Genomic DNA, 25952 nt, shown 5'->3' on the forward strand with positions numbered 1-25952 from the left:
AATAAGTTTAATTAGTATTTGTATGTTTTGTTTGTAATATTACCACACATTTTTTATGATATTGTCATAGAATCTTGACTCTAGGTAGTCAAATAGATTGTCTAAATTTACTTGGTGATTTCTAGTGATGTGTTTTGAATTAGCCGGGAATGATACTATTATATTTTTTATAAATTGCTTGCTCATGCGGCAGCAAATACCTTACAGGATACAGTGCCTTACTAAGTAACAAGACAAATGCTAGATGACGTAAATATTTCCAGAAAGAAGCCACGGTTTGCCGTAGATGCGGCTTTGTCAAAATACCTGAAATTCTATCAGCGAGATGCCCGTTTGCCCGTGAGCTATGTCGATCTATTGGAATTTGATGAATCTGTGCCAGTATATGATAAGCATGGCGAAGATACCTATTGGGAGTCTCCATTGTACCCACAGCACACCTTGGAGCAATTGCATGCAAAGCTTAAAGTCGTGTATGCTAGTTTGAAAGCATCTGGAAATACAAAGATCGTGGAGCATAAGATTGTCGAACGTATTGAATACTGCGCATTTGGCAATACAAAGCCCTTTCGGGTGAAGATTGTGAATCGCTTGAACGATGTCTACGATTACTTCTATATAAAACAAGCAGATGCCTCGCGCATATTGGGCTTAGAGCTGGAAGAAATTATTTCTCCCAATCAGGTAAACTACATTTATGACCGAGATACCTTGGTGGAAGAGCATATAGTCGGCATTCCCGGAGATGTTTTCTCCAAGACCACTATGCGTCGCGAAGATTTCAACCAGACGCGGATAGCCAAAGAGTTCGTGAAATTTAACGAACGATGCATCATCTCCCTTTTGGGTGATATGCGCGCCTACAACTTTGTGATGCAGATCACGCCAGATTTCGATGACTTTCAATTTCGTATTAGAGCGATTGATTTTGATCAGCAATTTTATGAAGGGAATCCTAAGGTATATATGCCACAGTTTTTCAAAGAGAATTTCCCTTATGTGAAGCTTTCGATGGAGTACCTTACCGAACGCACGGTGCTGCAATATCAGCAAGAAGAGCACTCGTCTATCGTACATCGGGTACGAAGTGAGCGCCATAGAATTAAAGATTTACGGGATGCTTCGCGATCGCAACCCGTATCTACACCAGAAAATATCCAGCAGCTAAAATCCGGCTATGCCGAATTTTATAAAAATCCGGCTTACGAAAGGTGCAAAACGATGATTGATATCGTAGAGTTGAATGTGAAAAATGTAATCCGGCAGGTGAAATTGTAAATGCTTATTTTATCCGTGATTTATTGTCTTTTACAAAGGATTCCCAGCCGGAGTAGCTGGTGCTTTTGCCCGATGAACCTACCTTTTGAAAGGAATGGCATACAGCGACAGCCAGACCATCGGTCGCATCCAGAAATTCGGGACTTTCTTCGAACTTCAATAAACTTTTTAGCATAGCAGCAACCTGCTCTTTACTGGCATTACCACTTCCAGTGACCGATTGCTTTATTTTACGAGGCGCATATTCAAAGATCGGCAGATCGTAGTTCAGACCCGCTGCCATGGCTACACCTTGTGCTCGGCCAAGTTTTAGCATTACCTGCACGTTTTTTCCATAAAATGGCGCTTCTAGCGCCATGCAGTCTGGCTTATACTGCTCGATAAGAGAAGTGGTCTTTTTAAAAATGCGTTGTAATTTCAGGGCGTGATCATCTAAATGTCCCATTTTTACAACACCCATGCTCACCAGCGTAATTTTACTGCCCACCTCTTTGACCACGCCATAGCCTAGCACGACCGTACCGGGGTCTATTCCTAATATAATTCGCTCTTTCGCCTTCTCCCTTTGCATGGAGCAATATTACAAAATTATATTTACAGTCCCGGATGCTGCTCTTACTGGTCTCGGGCGCACGATATGCTGGAAATTTCCGCTGGAAATTACCCCACTGTTTGCCCGACTATGTGTTAAAAAATTCTTAACATTGTGCTTTCAAAAATTATCTTGAACAAAGTACAGAAGACATATCTCAATATTTTCATAAAAGTGCTCATTGTGGCGTTGACGACCTGGTTTGTATATAGCAAGATAAGTCACCAACAAAACCTTAAGCAATTCAAAACTTTGATCAATGAGTTCGATGGTTCTTCTATTTGGCTGGTCTTAGGCTTAGTGGTGATCATGATGTTTGCCAACTGGTTTCTTGAAGTGGTTAAGTGGAGGTACTTGAGTCAAAAAATTGAGCAACTGAGTTGGTGGACTGCCATCCGATCGGTATTCTGTGGATTGACCTGGGCTATTTTTACCCCCAATCGAATTGGAGAGTATGGCGGACGCGTACTTTTACTCAAACCAGAGAATCGTGCATCCGGTGCGGTAGCAATGGGCGTGGGATTATTTGCACAACTCGTGCTAACGAGTGTATTTGGAGCATTAAGTATTGCCTGGTTTGTACAGACCTTTCTTCCTACACCAGTCTTTGTAAAATTGGCCGTATGGATGATAGGAGGTATCTATGCAGCTGCTTTTCTGGTGCTGTATTTCAATGTGCATTGGATTGATGTGCTAGTCGGAAAAGTGAAGTTTCTGGCCAAAGTAAAGCCCTTCTTTGGTATTCTGGAAAACTTTTCTACACGAGAATTATGGCATGTATTATTGATTTCCTTTGCCCGCTTTGCTATCTTCACATCGCAGTATATGGTACTCATGGTATTCTTTTTGCCCGAGTTGCCCATGTTATCGATGGTATTTATGATTTTTATTTTGTTCTTTGTGCAGGCTGCTGTGCCGTCGTTGGACTTGTTCGACTTCAGTGTGCGCAGCTTTGTGGCGAGTAATTTATATGCCTACATAACTACACAGGAGATCGCTGTCATGGCAATCGTATCTTTCGTGTGGTTTGTCAACCTAATATTACCCGCCATCATAGGCACTTTCTTTGTGTTTCACGTTAATTATGTCGGGGGGAATGGAAAGTCTTAATAGCTGTTTATTGGTTGCTACATTAGTGTACGTAGGTTTGGTACTGTACATGCGGTTGGGTTGGTATCGCACCGGCTTTTCTACAACACGAACCAAAGTGCAGAATTTGGAGTCTGTATCGGTGCTAATCGCGGCTAGAAACGAGGAGGAAAATATTGAGAGAACGCTGGATTGCATGGTTGCGCAATCTTACCCCAAGCATTTGTTAGAAGTTATCGTGATCGATGATCACTCTACGGATCGAACTGCCGAGATTGTTCGCGGTTATCACGATCAAGGTGTTCGTTTGCTGCAGCTGGATGAGGGCGACAAGCTTAACTCCTATAAAAAACTAGCCATTGCCAAAGCCATTGATCTGTCGTCTGGCAATATTATTATGACCACCGATGCAGATTGCCGTATGGGTCCGAATTGGATCAAAACAGTGGTGGATTATATGGAGCGCGGTAGATTGGAGATGGTATCCTCTCCTGTAGCGTATCACGAAGAGAAATCACTGTTCGAGCGCTTACAAACCCTAGAATTTCTGTATTTAATCGGGTTGGGTGCTTCTGGTATCGGCAATGGCGTGCCTACCACCTGTAATGGAGCCAATCTGGCTTATCGTAAAGAAACCTTCTATCGCGTAGGTGGCTTCAAGGGAATAGATGATTTGGCGTCGGGTGATGACGAATTATTATTACACAAGGTTTCGGAGGGATCCGCTCATCAGATTGGCTTCTGCAAATCTTCGGAGGCAATTGTATACACAGAAGCTAAGCCAACATTAGCCTCATTCATCAGCCAGAGAAAACGTTGGGCATCCAAGAGTACAAAATACAAAGACAAACGGATCGTTGCTTTGGGTATTGTGATTTGGCTGTTCAACTTTGCGCTATTATGGGGTACGGTCCAATTCTTCTATATGTTGCCCGTATTTGATTGGGTATTCGCTATTTGTGTAGTACTAAAAGTCGCGGTAGAATTCATATTTCTCTTACCCATTACCCAGTTTGTGCGTCGTACAGAGTTATTGCGCTACTTACCTTTCTTATCTTTTGCGCACGCACTGTATCTCGTATATATTGGTGTTGCAGGTAATATTGGCAAATACGATTGGAAGGGAAGGACCGTTAAATAGTTAGGCATTTACCTTTTTTCGGATAGCCTTCTCCGCGGCCAACACAATTTCATCTACCAGCAAATCTCCTTTTTCGATAGGAGGCAATACTTCCCAAGACATGGCCGTGAAAGGTCTTAAAGGAAACATGCCCCATTGCACCATCTTATACGAGCCGTTTATTGCAATCGGCACTACCAAGGCATCTGGATTCTTCTTGAGCAGCGTGGCAATCCCGCCGATGGAGAAGGCTTTCATCTGCCCTGTTTTAGTACGCGTTCCTTCCGGAAAGATAAACGCAGACCATTTTTGGCTATCCATATTTTCCGCTAGCTTCAGAATCTCCGCAATAGACTGCTTGGGATCTTTACGGTCGATGTTGGCAGCACCACCATGTTTTAGATTAAATGAGATACTTGGAATACCCGCATTGGCCAATTCCATCTTGGAGATAAACTTTCCGTGAAATCGGCGTAAGAAGAAAATAAGTGGTGGAATGTCGTACATGCTTTGATGATTTGCAACAAACACGATAGGTGTGCCAGTTGGTAAATCCACGTTGTCAATAAAACGTACGGAGTTAAATAATAAATAATTGCAAGCGACCAGACCACCATTTAAGATATCAACGCTCCATTTGTGCGCAGTATAACCACCGAATTTTAAGCAAAGCCACTGAATAGGATGAAATACCATAAGTACCACAAAAAACGCGGCGTAAAAGAGCGGTGACAGCAAATACCCAATAATTTTTCTCATAATTTAAACTACTTGCAAAGATACAAAATGTCCTAACGTAAATCTCTGCTCAGTATATTGATAATATTAATTTTTGTTTTAATAAAATTAATATTATATTTAATAAAATTAAAATTTATGATGAAGCTCCCTACAGTTTGTCCTAGCTGCGATGCAGATCTTCGCGTTGCCAAATTGCAATGCCATGCCTGCGGAACGGAGGTAAGTGGTACATACGATCTGCCACCTCTAATGCTGCTGGATCGAGAAGAACAGGAGTTTGTGATCCGATTTTTAGAGAATTCTGGAAGTCTGAAAGAAATGGCTAGTCAGATGGGTAAAAGCTATCCAACGGTGAGAAACAAACTGGATGATCTCATCTCAAAGTTGAAAAATAATAAAGCAAGTAAGTAATATAACCGTACAGCAACTAATCCTTTTTAAAATGGAAAATAACAGGTATGTAGAAACGCAAAGTTTTTGGTCGCGATGGTTCTTTGTCCTGTTCCTATTATTAGTAGGAGTAGGCGTCTTTGGTGCGCTCCGAGAAAAGGAGTGGGGGTCAGAGCCGATTATTGGTTTGTCTATTCTATTCTTAACAGTTGTATTTTTTGCTTTCGTCAGGCTACGCACTTCCGTTGATAGCACTGGAATTATGGTCGATTTCAAACCTTTTCTATGGCGCAAGTTATGGACTTGGGACAAAATCGCTGATGTGCAGATCAAGAAATATACTCTGCTAGATTATGGAGGTTGGGGATATCGAATCGGGCCTCAAGGCACAGCGTACACCGTTCAGGGGAAATATGGTTTTCAGATTCAATTTAAAGATGGCAGTAAGGTATTAGTGGGTACTCAAAAACCGGAAGAAATTCAGCAATTTTTAGATAACAGAAGACATGAGCAGATATAGTCAGTTACTAATAAATCCCTTTGAGAACTTATCCGATCGCGCGATGCTCTGGATCGGTTTCATTGGATACGTGTGGGCTTCGGTACAGGTGTATTTGTTTCGCTACGTGCCAGACGGTGTTTTTCAGCAACATTTAGTTTCTGAAGTTTCCTGGTATGCAGGCCTTGTAAATGTAGCGATCAACATCTTGTTGCCTTCTGCTTTATTGTGGGGCATGGCAAAGGCACTTTATAATAAAGTTCGATGGCTGGATGTATTTATCGTGCTAATGCTTTCGCAAGTAGTGAATTATGTAGTTGGATTTTTGTTGCTTAATCCCTATTCCAGATCCAAAAGTGAGCACATAATACGCGCAATTGAAGCTGGGGATATGACGCTAGAGACAGTTGCACCTTTCGATTTGTTAGTAATCGGCGTTACTAGTATAATTGGTCTGATATTACTTGTCTATTTTTTCTATTTATTGGTAGTTGGCATGAAGATAGCCATGAATTCTAAAAAAAGGGTTCATGCGGTATGGATTGTATTAGTGATCATCATAGCCGATACATTGTTGCACCTGTGGGGACCGTACGTAAAATAGTAAAATGAGATTTATAATTATAATTTTAGTAACGTTCTTTTATTCTTGTCGCGGCGTCTCGCAGTCATTTGAAGGTGCTTGGAAAGGCGATTTGGCCGTCCCTAATGGCAGTTTACCACTCTTGTTTTCTTTGCAAAAGGGAGATAGTTGGACGGGTACCGTGCGCAGTCCGTCCCAAACGCGATTGGATTTTAAACTGAATGTCATTGAGGTAACGGGCGATTCTATCCATATGAAATCTGCAGCATTGGGCATGTCTTATCGTGGGCGCATTGCTGCTGATGGCGAACACGTGGACGGTACCTTCAGCCAAGGAAATTATGCGGCTGCATTGCGCTTGGGAAGATATGATAGTACCCAAACGGTAAAGCGACCTCAGCAACCGATAGGTCCTTATCCATACGACAGAAAGGAAGTCTCGTTTGAGAATACCGCTAGCGATGTAACGCTGGCTGGCACGCTTACCCAACCAAAAGAGCCCGGGAGATATCCGGCCGTGATTCTGGTAAGCGGATCAGGTCCACAAAATCGTAACTCTGAAGTTGAAGATCATAAACCATTTGAGGTATTGGCAGATTATCTTACCCGGCAAGGTATTATTGTGCTGCGGTACGATGACCGTGGTATTGCACAATCCACTGGAAATTTTCTGCAAAGTAATATTGCGGATTTTAGCAGGGATGCACTTGCTGGCTTGACGTTTTTAAAAACGCAAACGAATGTGGATTCCGCTCGCTTGGGGATGATTGGGCATAGTGAAGGAGGATTGATCTCGCTTTTACTGGCCGGTCAGCATGCGCCGGGTTTGCGATTTATCGTGTCACTGGCTGGGCCTGCTATGCCAATCGACTCCTTGATGGTCCTGCAGCTATATCACGTAGGTAAAAGTCAAGGAATGAGTGAAGCAGAGTTAGCAAAAGTTCGCCCAATCAATCGCAAGAATTTTGAAATCGTAAAAAGTAATTTGCCCGCACCCGTGGCCATGAGTCAATTGCTTAAAAACATGCGATCTGTCGGTGGAGCGTCTGGTGCACTCCAAAAAGAGCTTCAAGTGATGCTGCTGGAACCCTATCGTTATTTTATGCGTATAGATCCGGTACCTTTTATTCAAAAGATCAATATTCCGCTTTATGCTGCATTTGGAGACAAAGACATTCAGGTGCCTGCTAAAGAAAACCAGAAATCGTTGGTGGCTAATCTGCCTGGTAATCCACAAAGCCGCATTAAAACATATCCAAACTTAAATCATTTGCTGCAACCAGCAAAAACAGGCGCTTTACAAGAATACTACACCATTGAAACTACGATTGAGCCGGAGCTACTTAAAGACATCGCCAACTGGATCAATGGGCTATAGCACTTGCTAGAAAAGTATGGCTTACGGTGTTGTATTAGCTACTGGTAATACTTTGCCATTGAAATACTTATTTCCTGTCTGTGCAAATTCAGCAATGTATCTACCCATCTCGAAGGCCAACGTACCCGCCTGAATACCTGGAAACGCCTCTTCAAACATTTCTGTTTGTGCAGACCCCAGAGCGAGACAGTTTACAGATATCTCCAATGGTTTAAATTCTTCCGCCAAGCACTCCGTCAATATCGCTAGGGCGCCTTTGCTTGCGGAATAAGCTGCTAAACCTGGGAATTTTGAGGAGCCTTGCACACCGCCCATACTGCCGATGTTCACGATGTGGCTACCCGCTTTCATCATTGGCACGATGTGTTGAATCATCTTTGCATGTGCCAGCAAATTGGTTTGTAGCACTTGAGCAAAGTCTTCTGCGGAAGTTTCCAAAAAAGGTTTGTTCACTAACGTACCTGCATTGTTGATCAGAATGTCCACTTGATCAAATTTAGAAGAAATGAAAGGGATCAGTGAGTCCAGGTAATCGTCGTATACGATATCAAACTGTGCAGGATACAATGTGCCGCCATCGGGGTTGAGTGAGGTCGATATTTCGTGTAACTTCCGCAACTTATCCGCGGACCGTGCTAATGCAATAACCTTGTTTTCCTTCTTTGCAGTAAGATCCAATACCGCTTCAAAGCCTACGCCGCTACTCGCTCCAGTAATAATGATATTCGCCATATTAATTTTTTATTTTACTTCTGGTAAAGATGATGATTCTATTTGAAATGCTAATATCAGCAGTGTCACATAATTGGAGACGGCTAGCTTATAGCCCACCACATCAAACTCAATCTGTAACACCACAAAGTAGATCGGCGCACTAGTAATCAGTACTTTCAAAGATATATTTCCCGATTTTCGACCACATGGTTTGAATAATTTTGGGTGTTCGTGCTGTAAAAACTACCTGTGGCTTCCTATCCAAATACCAATGGATATATCCGGGCAAATAATAGCAATAGGTATACGATTAAGAAGCCGCCATTTAAAGACATCAACCAATTGTATTCTGTACGCACGTACTTATTTTTCAATACCTTAATCAGTAGCCCTACAAACAGAATGAATAGACTGATCGGAAAAAGTAAGAACCATTTGTTCGCAAAATACAAGCTAATACGACTCAGTTTTGAAGCGTCTTGCGTAACATAAAAAGCCAGTAACATCACGAACAAAACAAAAAATAATCGTAATATTGACTTTGCGACGATCTTGCTAGTGGTATGATTTTTGGAAGATGGAGTCTTCATAGCAATGAATAGATTTTAAGAATGATCAAAAATATCAAATTTAGTATTATGCGTAAACAGGTAATTTCGATATTATCGCTTTTAGCGATTGTCTTTGTGTTTGGCTCATGTGGAGCGCCACGTAAATCTGCAGGTTCTGCTACAGCAGAATCCGGGCCAACTGCAGCACAATGGCGTGCAGGAGTGAAAGGCAAGTGGGTATTAAATACCGTAGATCGGGAAGATATTCCTGCGGCTTACACCGTAAAAAATATTTTTGATGAAGCACCGGTAGAATGTTTTGTAGGCAGTATTTGGGAATTGCCAACTGGAAATTACCGCGGAAGCATTGAATTTAGAAGTGAAGGCACTTTATGCGCTAATGGAGCTGTTCGTAACATTGTTTGGTCTATCTTTAACCCAGGTAAGGGAATGGGTGAGCCTCAGTTTCAGTTTAAGAAATTGTACGCAGGAGATAAGGCGTCTAACGTAACAACAGGTTACCGATTGGATCTGTCGTATGCAGATGGAGAAACTATGGTGATGCGTATGCCTATTCCTTTGGAACAAGGAGAGGGAAATTTAGTATTTAATTTCACTCGTTTAGACTAGTTAATAGGGCGCCATAACTGCGCGTAATCGACTAACCTCCTAAAGTGTACTGCACTTTAGGAGGTTTTTTTTATTTTTGGGGAAATTATTAGATTGCTATGCATCAAAAAGTAGCGTTAATTACGGGTGTAACTGGTCAGGATGGGGCTTACCTTTCCGAGTTTTTACTGAAGAAAGGATATATCGTACATGGATTGAAGCGACGAAGTTCGCTTTTCAATACAGATCGTATAGATCACCTCTATCAAGATCCCCATGCAGAGCATCGTAATCTAATTCTTCACTATGGAGATCTAACGGATTCCACGAATTTAATTCGTGTCATCCAAGAAACACAGCCCGATGAGATCTATAATCTCGCCGCGCAATCTCACGTTAAAGTTAGTTTTGATACTCCAGAATATACCGCAAATGCAGACGGCATTGGTGTACTACGAGTTATGGAGGCCGTCCGTCTATTGGGAATGGTCAAAAAAACAAAAATATACCAAGCTTCTACATCCGAATTATACGGTTTGGTACAAGAGGTTCCACAAAGTGAAACTACACCCTTTTACCCCAGAAGTCCTTATGCTGTCGCCAAAATGTATGCTTATTGGATTACGGTCAATTACCGCGAAGCCTACGGTATGTTTGCATGCAATGGTATTTTATTTAATCATGAAAGCCCTGTACGTGGTGAAACCTTTGTGACTCGAAAAATAACAAGAGCAGCCGCGAAGATTGCTTTAGGACTACAGGATAAACTCTTCTTAGGAAATCTGTCTGCGCAGCGCGACTGGGGGCATGCCAAGGATTATGTCGAGGCGATGTGGCTCATCTTGCAGCAGGAGAAGCCAGAAGATTATGTAATTGCAACAGGTATAACCACTAGTGTACGCGATTTTGTTCGTCTTAGTTTTTCTGAATTAGGAATTGAAGTCGAGTTCAGTGGTAAAGGTGTTGCAGAGAAAGGTGTGGTGATAGACCGGGATCAAGATCGGATGAAGGAATTGGGGATCGATGCAGATCATATCAAACTTGGACAAACAGTGGTAAAAGTAGATCCTGCGTACTTCCGACCTACCGAAGTAGACCTTTTGGTTGGCGATCCACATAAAGCAAAAAGCCAATTAAACTGGCATCCAAAATATGGGTTGAACGAATTGGTGCAGGAGATGGTGCAGTCAGATCTGCAGCTCATGCGCAAAGACGCCTACCTCAAGAAAGGTGGCTTTGATACATTGAACTATTTTGAATAAATCTACCTTGGAATAGTTTTTGTATATATTATGAAATCATTAAAATTTAAATAGTTTACAGTTAGAGTATTCTCGACTTTTGGGTACATAAGGGATGAATGTTGATCGAGCGGAATTAGAAAGAGAAGAAGAAAAAAAAGCACCTCAATCTGGTGTGAATAGAAATATATACTTCTTTATTATAGCCATTGCCGCACTGGTTGCGACCAATGTCTATTTTTACATAAAATTTAGATCTTCTGGTGAGAAATTATATACGGTAACACTGCAGCGTGAAAACCTTCAGACCGATATTGATCGTATTGAAGCAGAACTTGATAATGCGAGTAATCAGGGAGTGGATTATACCACAGACTTGGAAGCTTCAGAAAGTGAGGCGCGTATGGTCATTAATAACCTCCGTCAGGATTTAAATAAAAATGATTTGTCTGAAGATGACTTACTTAATGTCCGCAAGGAAGTAAGTGGTCTTAAAGATCGTGTCTCTCAGTTTCGCGATGAGGTAGTAGGACTTCGCGTTAAGACTGATTTATTGGCTCAGGAAAATAGTTTGTTGAAAGACGAGCTGGATGAGAGTGCCAGAGAAATTAGAAGCCTGCGAAGCACGCAATCTGCGCTGACAAGCAAGATGTCGAAGGCATCCTCCATAAAGGTATCCAAAGTTACGATTAATGGGATCTCTAACAAAAGAGATGGTTCACACATAACTAATGCGCGTGCAAAACGCGTGGATGAGTTGCAGATAAGTTTTACCATTGCAGATAATCCGATTGCGGAAATTGGCAAGAAGGAGGTCTTTGTACGCATTATTAATCCCAGCGGAAATCTTATTGCCAACTCCGAAGATCTTTTCTATGTGCATGGCGAGAAGCTGCAGTATACTTTTAAAGAAGCAATTACCTTTACAAACAATGGCGAGGAATATCAGTTACATTGGGCTGATGAAAACGCCGGGTTTAAAAAAGGAGCGTATACCGTATTATTATATGCTGACAACGCCATTATGGGACGCGCTAGTTTAGTGCTGAAATAACGATAAGATACGTCAAATAAGGATAATTCTAATTCCTGAACTTTCTCTGTTACAGAACATAACCAATTTTATTGATCAGCGCTGTCCATCGGTAAGATGATTGTAAATGTAGTGCCCACATTCTCTGCGGTAGTGAATGAAATCTTACCCTGCATAGATTCTACCGTTTTCTTGACAAATGCCAGTCCTAATCCCGTTCCAGAGCTTTTCGTAGTAAAGTTTGGCTGAAAAATCTTTGGGATTACATCAGCTGGTACTCCCAGGCCATTATCTGCAATAGCAATTTTCAACAAGTCGTTCTCCAGCAGAGATAAACTGATCTTGATTGCATGTCTTTTACGTCCGCGAGAAGCCTCAATTGCATTTTTTATCAAGTTGTTAAAACTACGTAAGATTTGATCCTTATCACCCAATACGTGAAGCTTGTCGCGACCAGTCTTATTGGCGATGAGTATGTTGGTATTCATTGAGCTATTGAAAAATGTAACGACTTCTCGAACCTTCTCTAATATGTCAATGTTGACCAATTCTGTGTCGGGTAGTTTCGCAAAATTTGAAAACTCCACGGCAATTTTCGACAGGCTATCAATCTGCTCTACAAATGAATCAGAAAACCTTTTGAAACGATCTTCAAATCGTGGATCATGCTCATTGAAAGAGCGCATCAGCTGCTGTATCCCTAATTTCATCGGCGTGAGTGGATTCTTGATTTCATGAGCTACCTGCCTGGCCATCTCTCTCCAAGCATACTCCCGCTCAGCATTCATTAGCTGCTTTGTGTTCTGATCCATTTTTACCAACATGAGATTATACGCTTTTACTAAAGCGCCGATCTCGTCATCACGCTCCCAGTAGAGCGGTTCATTATCCTTACCACTGACCGTTGTTTCAGCCATCTTTTCGCCAATCATCAATAATGGTCTGGTGATCAAACGAGATACCGATACCGCGATGAAACCGGCAATAAGGATAATAACGGTATAGATATTAAGCAAAGAATTGAGCAACAAATTACTGTTTCTGATCTCTTCTTTTTTTGCTGCGTAATTTGGAATGTTGACAAATGCGACAGAATTATTATCCTCATTTCTAATCGTAGAATAGCTGGAGTTAAACGAGAAGTCACCAATTCTCTCGGTCAATGTTACATTCGTTTTCTTAATTACATTTAGCTCATTGTACGCATCGGGATTAATGTATTGAGAGACTAGTCCTGACTCGAATATTCTAGGCTGAGAAGAGTATACCAGCATACCACGTTTGTCGTAAATATTAGCATCCAAGTTAGAGAATTCATTAATCTCTTGTATCCGCTGTACAGCATCTTCCGTCCAAGCCTTCTTCTCCGAATCAGACAGCAGGTTTTCGAGTTTGTGAGAGACCTCTTTACTATAGCTTTCTTGTAATGCAAGATTACTCGTCTCTAATTGTTTCCGGATCGTGAAGAAAGCAATGGTACCAGATATCAGGATAGCTAAGATCACGGTAAAAATGACGATGGTCTGTATTCGGGTACTGTACCGCAATTTGTTGCGCAATAAGATGAATTGATATTGTAATGTACGCCAACTAAAAGACCTTCGAAATGCTACTGTCGTGAGATATTGAATCATTAGTGCCAGCAGGTATACAATAAATAAGGAAATAAACAGGAAGGATATGATCGCCAAAGATTGCGAAATATCAAAATTAGGCTTGCTAACGACGATGGTCGTATGTATGTCCGGACGCAGCATCATATGATAGAAGCCTTTGTCGTCCGGAAGTTCCATAGTTTTGTGCAAGCCAGCCGGAAATTGCGTATCCTGAGCAGGGTATACATAGTTACCATTTTGCGTGAGCAGAACACGATCTTTGTACAACGCAAATGCGGCATCACTGGAGTAATGCTCCCGGATAAGATCGACCTTGTTGTCTACCAGAAACTCCGGGTAGGGCAGTGATGGGCTATAGGCATAATTTTTTAGGTTGATGAAGATCTGTGCGTTAGAAGCCTCATCTATCGGAACGTCCATCTGGAAAAAATACTCGTGTGTGCCCAGCTCACTACGAACACGATAAAAATGCTCTGTTTGTGGCACGCGCACTGCATAGTTAATCACCTTTTCGCGGTATTCTGTCATCTTATCATTATCGTATTCCTCTAATGGTAGTTCGTCGATATAATAATAAAATTGATGCTCGTATCGTGAAAGATACCCGCCCAAGTACCGAGATTTAATATGGCTATTGAGTAATTGTGATTGATGGTTCGTTACAGCATCGCGAAGTAATTGACGCATGATCGTAGAATCTGCTGCCATATTTCTTTCCATCTCAACAAATATGGATATCGCATTTAGGTCATTTTCGGCCTCCAAATGTTGCAATGTCAAATCCATCTCTCTCTGTTTTACGGTCCGAATACTTTTATGATAGATAAAAGAGGACAAGAGAGAGATAGATAGTAAAACAATCACGATATTAAAAAAGGAATACTGCGTGTTTTTGTGGCGTGTATAAGAGCGGATAAATAGTACCCCACCAACTAGGAGATTGTAGTATACTGCCTGTTCAAAAAACAAGGCGCTGATAAAGAGAAACAGAATCAACGTAATCAGTTGCATATTGATTTCTGTCGTGAGATTACCCAACATCGTACGTACTTGTCCAATGGCAAAATCAATATACAGGAGCAGTAGAATAATGTTGATGCAGAATAGAAAGACATTTATCCAGCTATAGTGACTAAAACCCAGAATGTTGGTAAAGTCCATATTGACGCTAGGCGTATGCGTGACCAAGGTGCTAAGATGCTCGAGCAACAAATTACTGAGTAGGTAAATGCTAGATAGAGCTAGTCCTGCCAGCAATAATGCTTGAAAGTCGCGTTTAAATGGATTTTGATCTGCAAGGTACACCTGTATACTACGGATGTAGAAGATTAGCCATGCGGCACTCACTGTCGTGATAATGAATTCCCATAAGTTTGGTAGAAATGGATTATAAGCATAGTATCTTGGATCAAACAGCTCCATGCTAGAGGTGGCTGAAAGCCAGTCTGCTTGTAAAGAAATCCACTTAAGGAATACGAGCACGGCTGCCATAGCAAATGCCGATGCCCAGGCGTAGCCCTTTTTTGCGAACGTAATGCATACCCTGTTAATAAGGGAAAGCAATATAATTGAGCCTAAAACCCACGAAAGCAGCTGAATAGTAAGGTACACATTGTGATACTTACCCTCTTTAAATTTGACCGAAAATAAGTATGTGCCCCCTTTACTATAAACATTCCGCACAATTTCATTATCACTGTACTGTGCGATCTCCAGATTATCCGAAGCAATAATGTTTTTGTAAAAACGATTGGTAAGGTAGGGATTAGAATGATTAAATGCCCGCCTAACAAGTATAATGGCCATAACAGACATATCCTGACCAATATCTTTTTTCTTCACAATGTACGAACGCGGCTCCGTGTTAATAAAAGTAGCATCCTGTATAAAAGGACGGTCACTCGGCGGTACTATTAAATTGGAACTCCAGAATATAGGTACATTTTTTTTATAGACGTAAAATAAAACAAGCTCGTCATCCAGATAGCTTTTAGTCATGTCAAGCGCCTGTTTTGGGTATCGCTCCACATTTTCAAAAGTTTTCAGTGCCAGAGAGTCTGCAAATAATTCCTCTATAACTTTCTCTTTTTTGTGAATGTTTTTAGAGACGGTCTCCGTGTTGATCGCCAACATATCTGCTTCTGTGATGGTGCCATGTATAATCAATGCCGTGGCGAAAAGCAACAACATAATGATAGACAGCAAAAGAAGAACTCTATTTCCCATACAGAAGATTGTTTAGAGGGTTAAATATAACAAAAAGTCCGCGCCAAAGTGAATGGCGCGGACTTCTTTGTTGATGTTAGCTACGGCTAGTTGTGTACGTCTTCTTCGCGGAACAACTTAGCGGTATAATATTCTCTATTCATACGAGCAATATTTGTCATTTTGATTCCTACAGGACATTCAGCCTCACAAGCACCAGTATTCGTACAGTTTCCGAATCCTTCGGCATCCATCTGATCGACCATACTTTGTGCACGTTCGTAGCGCTCCGTCTGGCCTTGTGGTACTAACGCAAACTGAGATATTTTAGCGGAAACAAACAACATCGCAGAAGCATTTTTACAAGCAGCCACACATGCACCACATCCGATACACGTAGCCGATTCAAAGGCTTCATCAGCGATACGCTTAGGAATAGCGATCGCATTCGCATCTGGTACACCACCTGTGTTCACGTTCACATAACCACCAGCTTGCTGTATACGCTCGAAAGAAGTACGATCTACTGCCAAATCTTTTAATACTGGGAAAGCTGCTGCTCTCCAAGGCTCGATCACGATAGTCTGTCCATCGTGGAATGAACGCATATGTAATTGACAGGTCGTGGTGCCATATTCTGGCCCGTGCGGACGTCCATTAATCACTAATGAACACATACCACAGATACCCTCACGGCAATCGTGATCAAAATATACCGGGTCTTCTCCTTTGCGTGTAAGATCATCGTTGACGATATCTAGCATTTCTAGAAAAGACATATCGTCTGCAATATCTTTGGCTTGATAGGTCACAAACTGCCCCTTATCCTGTATGTTTTTCTGACGCCAAACTTTTAGCGTTAAATTCATATGTCCACTCATAACATCTATATAGAGTAACACATTGAGCGCGAAGCCCAATGGATCTTATTTATAACTTCTTTGGGTTAATTTAACATTCTCGAAGACCAAATCTTCTTTATGAAGCACTTCCGGCTGGTTATCTGCTGTATATTGCCAAGCGGACACATAAGTGTACTCTTCGTCATTACGCATCGCTTCTCCCTCATCAGTTTGCGATTCTAAGCGGAAGTGACCACCACACGATTCGTTACGGTCTAGTGCATCATCTACCATCAGCTCTCCTAATTCCAAAAAGTCAGCCACGCGACCGGCTTTCTCCAAAGACAAGTTGAGCTCTTCGTTTTTACCCAATACGTTAGCGTTCTGCCAGAAGTCTTTACGTAATTCTTGTATCATGGCTTTAGCCTTAGTCAGACCTTCTGCCGTACGAGCCATACCGCAGTATTCCCACATAATTTTACCCAATTCTTTGTGGATATCATCAACGGTTTTGGTACCACGTAATGCCAATAAGGCCGCTACTTTTCCTTCTACTTCTTGACGTGTTTGTTCGAACGCTGGATGATTTTTATCTACAGGAGCAAATGATCCTAAGTTAGCTAGGTAATCTCCAACAGTAAATGGAATAACAAAATATCCATCGGATAATCCTTGCATCAACGCAGACGCACCTAAGCGGTTAGCCCCGTGATCAGAGAAGTTACATTCTCCTAAAGCGTACAAACCAGGTACAGTCGTCATCAAGTTGTAATCTACCCAAACACCGCCCATAGTATAGTGAACCGCTGGATAAATACGCATCGGCTGTTTGTATGGGTTTTCGTCTGTGATTTTGTGGTACATGTCAAACAAGTTACCATATTTAGCACGCACCGTATCCTCACCTAAGCGGTTAATAGCATCTGTGAAATCTAAGAATACAGCAACACCGGATTTACCAACACCGCGCTCATCATCTACTGCTTCTTTGGCATTACGAGAAGCTACGTCACGTGGTACCAAGTTACCGAAAGATGGATATTTACGCTCTAAGAAGTAATCTCTGTCGTCTTCTTTAATTTCAGCTGGGTGCAACTCACCTTTGCGAAGCTTTGCCGAGATTTCTCTTGTTTTAGGAACCCAAACACGGCCATCATTACGAAGAGATTCAGACATTAAGGTCAGCTTCGATTGGTGGTCGCCCGTTACCGGGATACAAGTAGGGTGAATTTGCGTATAACATGGGTTTGCAAAGTAAGCACCTCGTTTGTGTGCCCGCCAAGCTGCGGTTACATTACAGCCCATCGCATTGGTCGATAGAAAAAATACGTTTCCATAACCACCAGTACACAACAATACTGCATGTCCTTCGTGGGTCTCGATTTTGCCAGAAATCATATCACGGGTTACAATACCGCGTGCATGTCCGTCTATTTTTACCAAGTCGAGCATTTCGTGACGGGTATAGGAAGTTACTTTTCCTTTTTGAATCTGACGGTTCAATGCAGAGTATGCGCCCAAAAGCAATTGTTGTCCCGTTTGTCCACGAGCGTAAAATGTACGCGACACTTGTGATCCTCCAAAAGAACGGTTATCCAAAAGGCCACCATACTCACGGGCAAAAGGTACACCTTGCGCCACACACTGATCGATAATATTAACAGAAACTTCCGCCAAACGGTATACGTTTGCTTCGCGAGCACGGTAATCTCCTCCTTTGATGGTGTCGTAAAATAAGCGGTAAACGGAGTCACCATCATTCTGATAGTTTTTCGCCGCGTTGATACCACCTTGCGCCGCAATAGAGTGCGCACGACGTGGAGAATCCTGGTAACAAAATGTTTTTACATTATAGCCCAGCTCGGCTAAAGAAGCAGCTGCCGAAGCACCTGCCAAACCCGTACCTACGACGATAATCGTGAATTTACGTTTGTTGGCCGGATTGACCAGCTTCATGTTGAATTTATGTTTGGACCATTTTTCAGCTAATGGGCCAGCAGGTACTTTAGAATCTAACATAGTTAACGATCTATCTATTTATAAGATGCTGCGAAGCAACACCTGTAAATAACATTATTTTAAAAAGAAAAAATATAAAGGCATCAGCGCAAATCCTATTGGAATAAGCACGCCAAATCCCCACACGCCAATAGCTCTCAACACCCCGATATAGCGGCGGTGATTAAAACCCAACGTCTGAAAAGCCGACTGAAACCCATGGATTAAGTGGAAAGACAGCGCAGCCATCGCCAATACATAGAAGAATACAATTACAGGGTTTTGGAATGTAACCGCTACTTGTCTGTATAGGTCCTTGGACTGCACGACTTCGATTCCGTTATCAACAAAAGTTCTGTAACCCGTGTAGGTAGCAGGAGTTTCGTCAAATTGGTCAGTCATCCGATCACCAGTAGTAATGTCTGTTCGGTATTCTACATAAGGAGTAGTGCCGAATTTGTACTGAAACCAGAAATTTTGCATGTGCGTAACAATGAATACCAATAATATGGTACCCAGGATGCCCATATTTCTGGAGTTCCAAGTGCTGTTTGCTTTTCCATCATATTGATTGTACTCAATAGGACGTGCTGCCTTGTTTCTGATGGTTAGGATTAACGCGTACACCGCGTGAATGATAATAGATGCGTACAACAAATAAGAGGTTACTTTAATCGGCGTAAAGTGCGTCATGAAGTAGGCATAGTTGTTGAAAGAATAGCCAAGGTCGTCGCTAAAAAGCTGAAAATTACCGATCAAATGGACTATCAAAAATGTACACAGGAATAGTCCTGTCAAGCTCATCACGAGTTTCTTCCCTAATGAAGAAGTTAACACCGGCTTTGATTTACTCATTAGTCTTTAAAATTTATATTTGGTCACAAATTTATCATATAATACACAATAACCCTTGTTGCGTGGGTTAAAAAGAGCAATTTAGAATTGTTCTAAAACAGAAGGGTCGCCCACATTGGACGACCCTCTATAAATCGGTAAGAATGCGAGATTCTAGAATACCTGAAAACCTAAAGCTAACGTCCAAAGGTTCAAACGTTGTCTGTCTCCACCACCACGATTTAGATTTCCTAAACCATGTTCGTAACGAAGGTCTAATGACAATTTTGAAATGTCTACTCCAACACCACCTGCAATAGCAGCGAAGTTGTCGCGGAAATTGACATCGCGGTCAAATCTGGTCACATTGTCTTTATCGAAGATAAAAGAAAATATTGGACCTGCTTGAATGCGAGCGCCAATAGGACCTAATCCGATCTTTGTGCCTAATAATACAGGCACGTCAATTGTAGAGAAGCGTAAATTTTGAGACTCACCTTCTGCCATAATTGTGGTGTTTTTTGAAGAGTAATAAACCTCCGGTTGAAGGTGAAGACCCAGCATGCCTACACGACCCCATGCACCAGCAAGGAATCCAGCTCTGCTGTCTGAATCAAAATAGTTTCCATTGGAACGTAAACTGCTAAAGTTCATACCAGCTTTCAATCCCAAATCAAAAGTTGGAAGCAATTGTGCATGAGCGGTAGCAAACGTTGCCAAAGCAACAAATAGGGATAGTATTCGTTTTTTCATCCTAATATTTTTAATTTAACTTTTTAATAGATACGTTAGCCTCACAAAAATAAAGCCACGAATAGTCCCGACATATGACAAATACACTAAAAATATCCGCAGAAGAATGGGAAATCATTCGACTAAAGATTACTAGAAAGTACAACACGTTGAGCGAAGAAGACTTAACCTATACACCAGGTGAAGAAGAAGCGTTCGTACAGCGATTAGCAAAGAGAATTCGGCGAGATGCAGAATATGTCCGGTTTACATTGGCTAAAGAGTTGCAAGATCTTCATACGAACAGGCTATAGATCATGGAAGAAATCACTTGGTCGGATTTTGAGAAGGTTGCCCTCTGTGTCGGTACGATTGTAGATGTGCAAGATTTTCCGAAAGCTAAAAAGCCCGCATATCAATTGCAAATAGATTTTGGAACAGAAATAGGTATGCGTAAATCTAGCGCACAGATTACGGTTCATTATAGGCGGGAGGAATTGATCGGTAGGCAGATCGTTGCCGTGTTGAATTTTCCGCGTAAGCAGATTGCTAATTTCTTTTCTGAATGTCTAGTAACGGGTTTCGCAGATGCGAATGGCGATATCGTTTTGACGACGGTAGATAAAGAGGTTCCAAACGGTACAAGATTGAGTTAGATAGGCAAATATTAAGCAAATAGATGAGGTATTTTAGTATCGAGGAAGAAACCTCACATTCGATAGACGAATTATATATGCAAGAAGCGCTACGATTGGCAAAAATCGCCTATGAGGAAGATGAGATTCCAATCGGAGCGGTAATTGTCGCCAACGGGCAGATTATTGCAAAAGGATACAACCTTACAGAGCGGTTGCACGACGTGACCGCACATGCCGAGATGCAGGCATTTACTGCAGCGGCTAATCATTTGGGAGGGAAGTATTTAAAAGGTTGTACGCTGTATGTTACTATCGAGCCTTGCGTGATGTGTGCTGGTGCCGCTTACTGGGCGCAGCTGGATCGGGTTGTATACGGCGCAAAAGATTATAAGCGAGGTTACAGTGCTTTTCATGATCGTATCATACATCCTAAGACAGAAATCGTGGGTGGAGTATTAGAGTCAGCATGTAGCGAGCTCATACAATCATTTTTTCGTAATAAAAGACGATGATGGTCAATAGAAAGAGTGCTTTTCAAACATAAAAACCAAACATTTGTTATCTTCGTAACGCAGCACATGCAGCATTGATTTATACTAAAATTATATAATTATGGCATTCGAATTGAAAGCGTTACCATACGCTAACGACGCATTAGAACCACACATTGATAAAGATACGATGGAAATCCATCACGATCGTCACCATCAAGCTTATGTAGATAACTTGAATAAAGCTCTTGCGGATACCGATGGAGCTGGCGCATCTTTGGAAGAATTGATTAAAAATATTAGCAAATATCCAGCAGCGGTACGTAATAATGGTGGTGGTCACTTCAACCACGATTTGTTCTGGTCTGTACTAGGCCCTAACGCGGGCGGCGAGCCTACAGGCGAGTTGGCAGATGCTATCAACGAAACTTTTGGTTCGTTTGCTGATTTGAAAAAGAAATTGCAGGAAGCAGGAGCTACACGTTTCGGCTCTGGGTGGTCTTGGTTGATCGTTGGAGCAGATGGAAAGTTAGCCGTTACTTCTACGCCAAATCAAGATAATCCATTAATGGATGTGGCAGAGGTGAAAGGTACGCCAATCTTCGGGATCGATGTATGGGAGCACGCTTATTACCTAAAATATCAAAACAAGCGCCCGGCTTATCTAGAAGCTATCTTTGAGGTAGTAAACTGGAGTGCCGTAGCCGAAAGATATGCAGCGGCCAAAGGGTAATTTGTGACCCCCAACCCAATCATTGTATAAGAACAGAAGCTGTCTTTGCTAAAACCAAAAGGCAGCTTCTTTCGTATATTAGCTATATAAAAGCACGTATTATGACTAAAAAGATTGTGTATTTATTTACCTTATGTTCGCTTGTTTTTGCATCCTGCCAAGCTACATCCAACACCTCTAAGCCAGTATCTCTGGCGACATTGCCTGTAAGTGACGATCGTCAGGAAGCGATTATGGCAGCAGGTTGTTTTTGGTGTATTGAGACTTCCCTATCATTGTTAGATGGAGTAGATACGGTCATTTCAGGATATATTGGCGGTAAAGGAGAAAATCCAACCTATTCGCAGGTTACAACTGGGCAAACAGGTTACGCTGAGGCAGTGAAAATCACGTACGATCCCAAAGTAATTTCCTACGATGAGCTCCTGAAAGCCTTCTTTCAACTGCATGATCCTACACAGTTAAATCGTCAGGGAAACGATGTGGGTACACAATATCGTTCAGCCTTGTTTCCACTTAATGCCGAACAAGAAGAGAAAGCAAATTATTACATTAAACAGCTTAATGCGGAGAAAGTGTACGATAAAGCAATCGTAACCACGATCGAAAAGGCAAATGTATTTTATCCCGCAGAAGATTATCATCAGGATTATTATAATAAGAATCCTAACGATCGCTACTGTCAGTTTGTGGTACAGCCGAAGTTGGATAAGTTTAAAAAGGTCTTTGCAGATAAGCTAAAATAATCCTCGCTTTTTCGATGGAACCCATTCGGTTTACTGTTCCAGTTTACGGTGAAGGTGTATTTGCCACCCTCGAAAATATAGGGAGTTCTCTTTATGGCTATTACCATCGCCACACGGAACTGCAAGTAACTTGTGTTGTGCAAGGGAGGGGAACCATTGTGGTTGGCAATGTGGCACAATCCTTTCAACAAGGCGATGTATTTATCCTTCGGCCCGATGAACCTCACATGTTTACGAAATATGAAGAGCCAGGTGTGTACGACGAAACCGTGCGTCTTGTGCATGTGTTCGTACATCTGGAACGTATGGAAAAATTATTTGTGATTCCAGAATTTGATCAGGTAGGCCGTTATTTAATTGGCTTGGATGCCAGTAAAAGGGTACGAGCAGAACATGCCCGTGACTTACAGCCTTTTTTCAGGGAACTATCAACAAAAAGCGGCATTCCTCGGTTTGTGGAATTTATCTCCATGCTGCACACGCTGACTCAGCATCGGTATGAGGCGGAGTCCCTCTATTCTGGTGCGCGTAAGATCAGCTATTCAGATAAGGACGGCGCGCGTATTAGTGCGGTATATAAATATACCTTCGATCATTTGCATGAGGATATAGCTATTGCTGATGTGGCCAGCCTTGTCCATATGACATCGAGTTCATTCTGTAAATTCTTCAAAAAGCATACGACCAAAACCTACGTCGGCTTCTTAAATGAATTACGCATTGAGAAGGCTTGCCAGCTATTAATCAACAGACGGACAGAGTCTGTTGCTGAAGCTGCATTTCAGGTCGGTTTTAAAAATGCAGTGCACTTCAACCGGGTATTTAAGCAAATTATGCAGGTTTCACCCAGGCTTTACCTACAGCAGCACGGAGTGTAATATATAGACTAAATTTGTCATTTTACTGTTAAGTATTTCGTGATTGATTTTTCGATTTGATTATTTATATACTTGTTAATTAGGCTTGTAATTGAAGTAGATGATGCTGGTCTTGTCTTAAGGATGGACAATATATGTTTATATTCAGACAATCGGCGTTTATGAATTGTGTCCACATTCCCGTATCTTTACCCATAAGAATAAGATAAAAAAGGAAAGTTATGCTGAAAGGTTTTTTTAATGTTCCCAATCCAATCAACGAGCCCATTTATTCGTATGCGCCGGGAACCAAAGAAAGAAAATTGCTTCAAGAGGCGATCGCAACAGCGAGAGCACAAGAGGTAGATATTCCGATGTACATCGGATCTGAAGAAGTGCGTACTGGAAATAAATCGCCATTGACACCTCCACACGATCATAAGCACATTCTAGGTCATTACCATCAAGGTACCAAAGAGCACGTAACGGCAGCGATCGATGCAGCATTGTCTGCAAAAGAAGCTTGGGAAAATCTGCCATGGGAGCACCGTGCAGCTATTTTCTTAAAAGCGGCGGAATTGATCTCTACCAAATATCGTTATAAGCTTAATGCAGCAACGATGCTAGGTCAGTCCAAAAATGCTTTTCAAGCAGAGATTGACTCGGCATGTGAGATTGCAGATTTCTTGCGTTTCAATGTGAAATACATGACCGAGATTTATGCTCAGCAACCGCCTGTATCGCCTAAAGGAGTGTGGAATCGTGTAGAACAACGCCCCTTAGAAGGATTCGTGTTTGCATTAACGCCGTTTAACTTCACGGCTATCGCCGGTAATTTACCGACTTCAGTAGCGATGATGGGTAACGTGGTGGTTTGGAAACCTTCTAACACACAAATTTACTCTGCTAATGTGCTGATGGAAATTTTCCGCGAAGCAGGTGTGCCAGACGGTGTTATTAATCTGGTATATGTATCTGGTCCAGATGCTGGAGAAGTGATCTTCAAACATGCTGATTTTGCGGGCATCCACTTCACCGGTTCTACAGGAGTATTTCAGGATATCTGGAAAACGATCGGAGAAAATATTCATGTGTACAAAACGTACCCACGCATTGTTGGTGAGACTGGTGGTAAGGACTTTATCTTAGCACACGCGTCTGCAGATGCAAAAGTGGTAAGTACCGCTTTAGTACGTGGAGCTTTTGAGTTTCAAGGACAAAAATGTTCTGCTGCATCTCGTGCCTACATTCCTAAATCACTTTGGTCGGCAGTGAAAGGCTTTATGGAGGACGATCTGAAAACATTCAAAATGGGTGGTACAGAAGATTTCACCAACTTCATCAATGCGGTGATCGACGAAAAAGCTTTTGATAAAATTACAAAGTACATCGATCGTGCAAAAGAATCAGCAGATGCTGAGGTAGTTTTCGGTGGAGACTATGATAAGTCAACCGGGTACTTTATTCGCCCGACTGTAATTTTGGCTCAAAACGCCGATTATGAGACCATGCAAGAAGAGCTATTTGGTCCAGTATTAACGATTTTTGTGTACGAAGACGAAAAATGGTCTGAGACATTAAAAACAGTGGATACCACGTCCATCTATGCGCTTACAGGTGCTGTGATTGCGCAAGATCGCTACGCGATTGAAGAAGCAAGCCAGGCATTACGCCACGCGGCAGGTAACTTCTATATCAACGATAAATGTACAGGAGCAGTAGTAGGTCAGCAGCCATTTGGTGGCGCGCGTGGATCAGGTACCAACGATAAAGCCGGTTCGATGATCAATCTTTTACGTTGGGTTTCTCCACGTACGATCAAAGAAACGTTTAATCCGGATACAGATTACCGTTACCCGTTTTTAGGAGAAGACTAAAGGAGAATTTTTTATTATATAAAAAGGGGCTTTCGAAAGAAAGCCCCTTTTTCATGCTATGATAAATGCTTATTAAAGAGCAGTTATTTAACGGTGTCGCGATTCAACGTTCGCAATATGCTATCTGCTTCCTGCTCTTGCTTACGCGCATCAATTTGATGTTGTTTGTAATTCTGTACCGCAATTCTGCTGGCCCGTTGAGATACGAAAAACCCCGCAATGGCAATAGCGGTAATCACGGTGACGCCCCAGGCATGCTTTTTCTTATCTTGTTTAACTAACCAGTACATGATACCGATGTAGGGAATCGCAAAAAATAGGTAGAAAACAATACTTGGAGTAACCATAATAACTTTAAATTATACTCCGCAAAAGTAGGCTTTTACTCGCTAAAGTTTAGAATATTAACGTCATAAAATTCGCGTCAAATTTTCATTAAATCATTATTTGTGAATGCATAAGATGAGTACTTGGTCGCATATTTGTTAATATATTAGGGTATTTGTAAAAAAAAACGAATACCATTGTTGACACGGAAATATTTTATACTTTTGTCTGTCAGAAT

General features: G+C 41.7%; 28 protein-coding genes. 17 read left to right on the forward strand and 11 right to left on the reverse strand.

Going from position 1 to position 25952, the window contains the following annotated elements; genetic code table 11:
- Nucleotides 1–237 precede the first annotated feature (237 nt).
- On the forward strand, nt 238–1278 hold the full coding sequence (locus tag M8998_RS12860; protein ID WP_249993493.1) for a hypothetical protein: 1041 nt from the start codon (nt 238–240) through the stop codon (nt 1276–1278).
- Nucleotides 1279–1282: 4 nt separating this feature from the next.
- Here the strand turns inward: M8998_RS12860 and ruvC are convergent, their stop codons facing one another.
- Entirely contained in the window at nt 1283–1849 is a 567-nt protein-coding gene (gene ruvC / locus M8998_RS12865) for a crossover junction endodeoxyribonuclease RuvC (protein WP_249993494.1), read from the reverse strand.
- Between the two features lie 135 nt (nt 1850–1984).
- Here ruvC and M8998_RS12870 point away from each other — a divergent pair, with 135 nt between their 5' ends.
- Both M8998_RS12870 and M8998_RS12875 read left to right on the forward strand, forming a co-directional pair.
- Nucleotides 1985–2980, forward strand: a complete 996-nt coding sequence (locus tag M8998_RS12870; protein ID WP_249993496.1) for a lysylphosphatidylglycerol synthase domain-containing protein — start codon at nt 1985–1987, stop codon at nt 2978–2980.
- On the forward strand, nt 2967–4100 hold the full coding sequence (locus M8998_RS12875) for a glycosyltransferase family 2 protein (protein ID WP_249993499.1): 1134 nt from the start codon (nt 2967–2969) through the stop codon (nt 4098–4100). Before M8998_RS12870 ends, M8998_RS12875 begins: the two co-directional genes overlap by 14 nt.
- Here the strand turns inward: M8998_RS12875 and M8998_RS12880 are convergent, their stop codons facing one another.
- Nucleotides 4101–4838 (reverse strand): lysophospholipid acyltransferase family protein, encoded by a 738-nt coding sequence (locus M8998_RS12880; protein ID WP_249993500.1) that lies wholly within the window; start codon nt 4836–4838, stop codon nt 4101–4103.
- A gap of 117 nt (nt 4839–4955) precedes the next feature.
- On the opposite strand from M8998_RS12880, the gene M8998_RS12885 reads away from it, so the two are divergent.
- Genes M8998_RS12885 through M8998_RS12900 form a run of 4 tightly spaced genes read left to right on the forward strand, consistent with a single transcriptional unit; the run spans nt 4956 to nt 7670 of the window.
- On the forward strand, nt 4956–5231 hold the full coding sequence (locus M8998_RS12885; protein WP_249993503.1) for a DUF2089 family protein: 276 nt from the start codon (nt 4956–4958) through the stop codon (nt 5229–5231).
- 31 nt (nt 5232–5262) lie between these two features.
- The gene (locus tag M8998_RS12890) at nt 5263–5730 is read left to right on the forward strand and encodes a hypothetical protein (RefSeq protein ID WP_249993505.1); all 468 of its coding nucleotides are present in this window, start codon (nt 5263–5265) and stop codon (nt 5728–5730) included.
- Nucleotides 5717–6313, forward strand: a complete 597-nt coding sequence (locus M8998_RS12895; protein ID WP_249993507.1) for a YIP1 family protein — start codon at nt 5717–5719, stop codon at nt 6311–6313. Before M8998_RS12890 ends, M8998_RS12895 begins: the two co-directional genes overlap by 14 nt.
- A gap of 4 nt (nt 6314–6317) precedes the next feature.
- Nucleotides 6318–7670, forward strand: a complete 1353-nt coding sequence (locus tag M8998_RS12900) for an alpha/beta hydrolase family protein (protein WP_249993510.1) — start codon at nt 6318–6320, stop codon at nt 7668–7670.
- A gap of 21 nt (nt 7671–7691) precedes the next feature.
- On the opposite strand, the gene M8998_RS12905 is transcribed toward M8998_RS12900, so the two are convergent.
- From M8998_RS12905 to M8998_RS12915, 3 genes are all read right to left on the reverse strand, one after another.
- Nucleotides 7692–8402, reverse strand: a complete 711-nt coding sequence (locus M8998_RS12905) for an SDR family NAD(P)-dependent oxidoreductase (protein ID WP_249993511.1) — start codon at nt 8400–8402, stop codon at nt 7692–7694.
- A 9-nt stretch (nt 8403–8411) separates the two neighbouring features.
- On the reverse strand, nt 8412–8564 hold the full coding sequence (locus M8998_RS12910) for a hypothetical protein (protein ID WP_249993513.1): 153 nt from the start codon (nt 8562–8564) through the stop codon (nt 8412–8414).
- Between the two features lie 77 nt (nt 8565–8641).
- Nucleotides 8642–8974 carry a hypothetical protein gene (locus tag M8998_RS12915; protein ID WP_249993515.1) on the reverse strand — a complete coding sequence of 111 codons (333 nt, stop codon included), beginning with the start codon at nt 8972–8974 and terminating at the stop codon, nt 8642–8644.
- A gap of 48 nt (nt 8975–9022) precedes the next feature.
- On the opposite strand from M8998_RS12915, the gene M8998_RS12920 reads away from it, so the two are divergent.
- The 3 genes from M8998_RS12920 (at nt 9023) to M8998_RS12930 (ending at nt 11839) form a co-directional block, all read left to right on the forward strand.
- A complete protein-coding gene (locus tag M8998_RS12920; RefSeq protein WP_249993517.1) occupies nt 9023–9565 on the forward strand; it encodes a hypothetical protein in 543 nt (180 codons plus the stop codon).
- A 98-nt stretch (nt 9566–9663) separates the two neighbouring features.
- On the forward strand, nt 9664–10806 hold the full coding sequence (gene gmd, locus M8998_RS12925) for a GDP-mannose 4,6-dehydratase (protein WP_249993519.1): 1143 nt from the start codon (nt 9664–9666) through the stop codon (nt 10804–10806).
- A 94-nt stretch (nt 10807–10900) separates the two neighbouring features.
- A complete protein-coding gene (locus M8998_RS12930; RefSeq protein ID WP_249993521.1) occupies nt 10901–11839 on the forward strand; it encodes a DUF8428 domain-containing protein in 939 nt (312 codons plus the stop codon).
- A gap of 68 nt (nt 11840–11907) precedes the next feature.
- Here M8998_RS12930 and M8998_RS12935 read toward each other — a convergent pair whose 3' ends face one another.
- The 5 genes from M8998_RS12935 to M8998_RS12955 form a co-directional block, all read right to left on the reverse strand.
- Nucleotides 11908–15660 (reverse strand): ATP-binding protein, encoded by a 3753-nt coding sequence (locus M8998_RS12935; protein WP_249993523.1) that lies wholly within the window; start codon nt 15658–15660, stop codon nt 11908–11910.
- 86 nt (nt 15661–15746) lie between these two features.
- Nucleotides 15747–16520, reverse strand: a complete 774-nt coding sequence (locus M8998_RS12940; protein WP_249993525.1) for a succinate dehydrogenase/fumarate reductase iron-sulfur subunit — start codon at nt 16518–16520, stop codon at nt 15747–15749.
- Between the two features lie 45 nt (nt 16521–16565).
- Nucleotides 16566–18500 (reverse strand): fumarate reductase/succinate dehydrogenase flavoprotein subunit, encoded by a 1935-nt coding sequence (locus M8998_RS12945; protein ID WP_249993527.1) that lies wholly within the window; start codon nt 18498–18500, stop codon nt 16566–16568.
- A gap of 54 nt (nt 18501–18554) precedes the next feature.
- On the reverse strand, nt 18555–19334 hold the full coding sequence (locus M8998_RS12950; protein ID WP_249993529.1) for a succinate dehydrogenase cytochrome b subunit: 780 nt from the start codon (nt 19332–19334) through the stop codon (nt 18555–18557).
- Between the two features lie 153 nt (nt 19335–19487).
- Nucleotides 19488–20066 (reverse strand): porin family protein, encoded by a 579-nt coding sequence (locus tag M8998_RS12955; protein WP_249993531.1) that lies wholly within the window; start codon nt 20064–20066, stop codon nt 19488–19490.
- A 74-nt stretch (nt 20067–20140) separates the two neighbouring features.
- Here M8998_RS12955 and M8998_RS12960 point away from each other — a divergent pair, with 74 nt between their 5' ends.
- The 7 genes from M8998_RS12960 (at nt 20141) to pruA (ending at nt 25387) form a co-directional block, all read left to right on the forward strand.
- Nucleotides 20141–20359 (forward strand): hypothetical protein, encoded by a 219-nt coding sequence (locus M8998_RS12960; protein WP_249993533.1) that lies wholly within the window; start codon nt 20141–20143, stop codon nt 20357–20359.
- A 3-nt stretch (nt 20360–20362) separates the two neighbouring features.
- Nucleotides 20363–20701 carry a tRNA-binding protein gene (locus tag M8998_RS12965; RefSeq protein WP_249993534.1) on the forward strand — a complete coding sequence of 113 codons (339 nt, stop codon included), beginning with the start codon at nt 20363–20365 and terminating at the stop codon, nt 20699–20701.
- A gap of 23 nt (nt 20702–20724) precedes the next feature.
- The gene (locus tag M8998_RS12970) at nt 20725–21195 is read left to right on the forward strand and encodes a nucleoside deaminase (RefSeq protein WP_249993535.1); all 471 of its coding nucleotides are present in this window, start codon (nt 20725–20727) and stop codon (nt 21193–21195) included.
- Between the two features lie 100 nt (nt 21196–21295).
- Nucleotides 21296–21907, forward strand: coding sequence for a superoxide dismutase (locus tag M8998_RS12975; RefSeq protein ID WP_249993536.1), 612 nt, complete (start codon nt 21296–21298; stop codon nt 21905–21907).
- Between the two features lie 101 nt (nt 21908–22008).
- On the forward strand, nt 22009–22653 hold the full coding sequence (msrA, locus tag M8998_RS12980) for a peptide-methionine (S)-S-oxide reductase MsrA (RefSeq protein ID WP_249993537.1): 645 nt from the start codon (nt 22009–22011) through the stop codon (nt 22651–22653).
- Between the two features lie 14 nt (nt 22654–22667).
- Nucleotides 22668–23531: an AraC family transcriptional regulator gene (locus M8998_RS12985; protein ID WP_249993538.1), complete on the forward strand. Its 864-nt coding sequence runs from the start codon at nt 22668–22670 to the stop codon at nt 23529–23531.
- Nucleotides 23532–23752: 221 nt separating this feature from the next.
- A complete protein-coding gene (gene pruA / locus M8998_RS12990) occupies nt 23753–25387 on the forward strand; it encodes an L-glutamate gamma-semialdehyde dehydrogenase (protein WP_249993539.1) in 1635 nt (544 codons plus the stop codon).
- An 83-nt stretch (nt 25388–25470) separates the two neighbouring features.
- On the opposite strand, the gene M8998_RS12995 is transcribed toward pruA, so the two are convergent.
- Complete coding sequence (locus tag M8998_RS12995) at nt 25471–25734, reverse strand: hypothetical protein (RefSeq protein WP_249993540.1); 264 nt, start codon at nt 25732–25734, stop codon at nt 25471–25473.
- Nucleotides 25735–25952 lie beyond the last annotated feature (218 nt).

Source organism: Sphingobacterium sp. lm-10 (genome assembly GCF_023554555.1).
Taxonomy (GTDB): Bacteria; Bacteroidota; Bacteroidia; order Sphingobacteriales; family Sphingobacteriaceae; genus Sphingobacterium.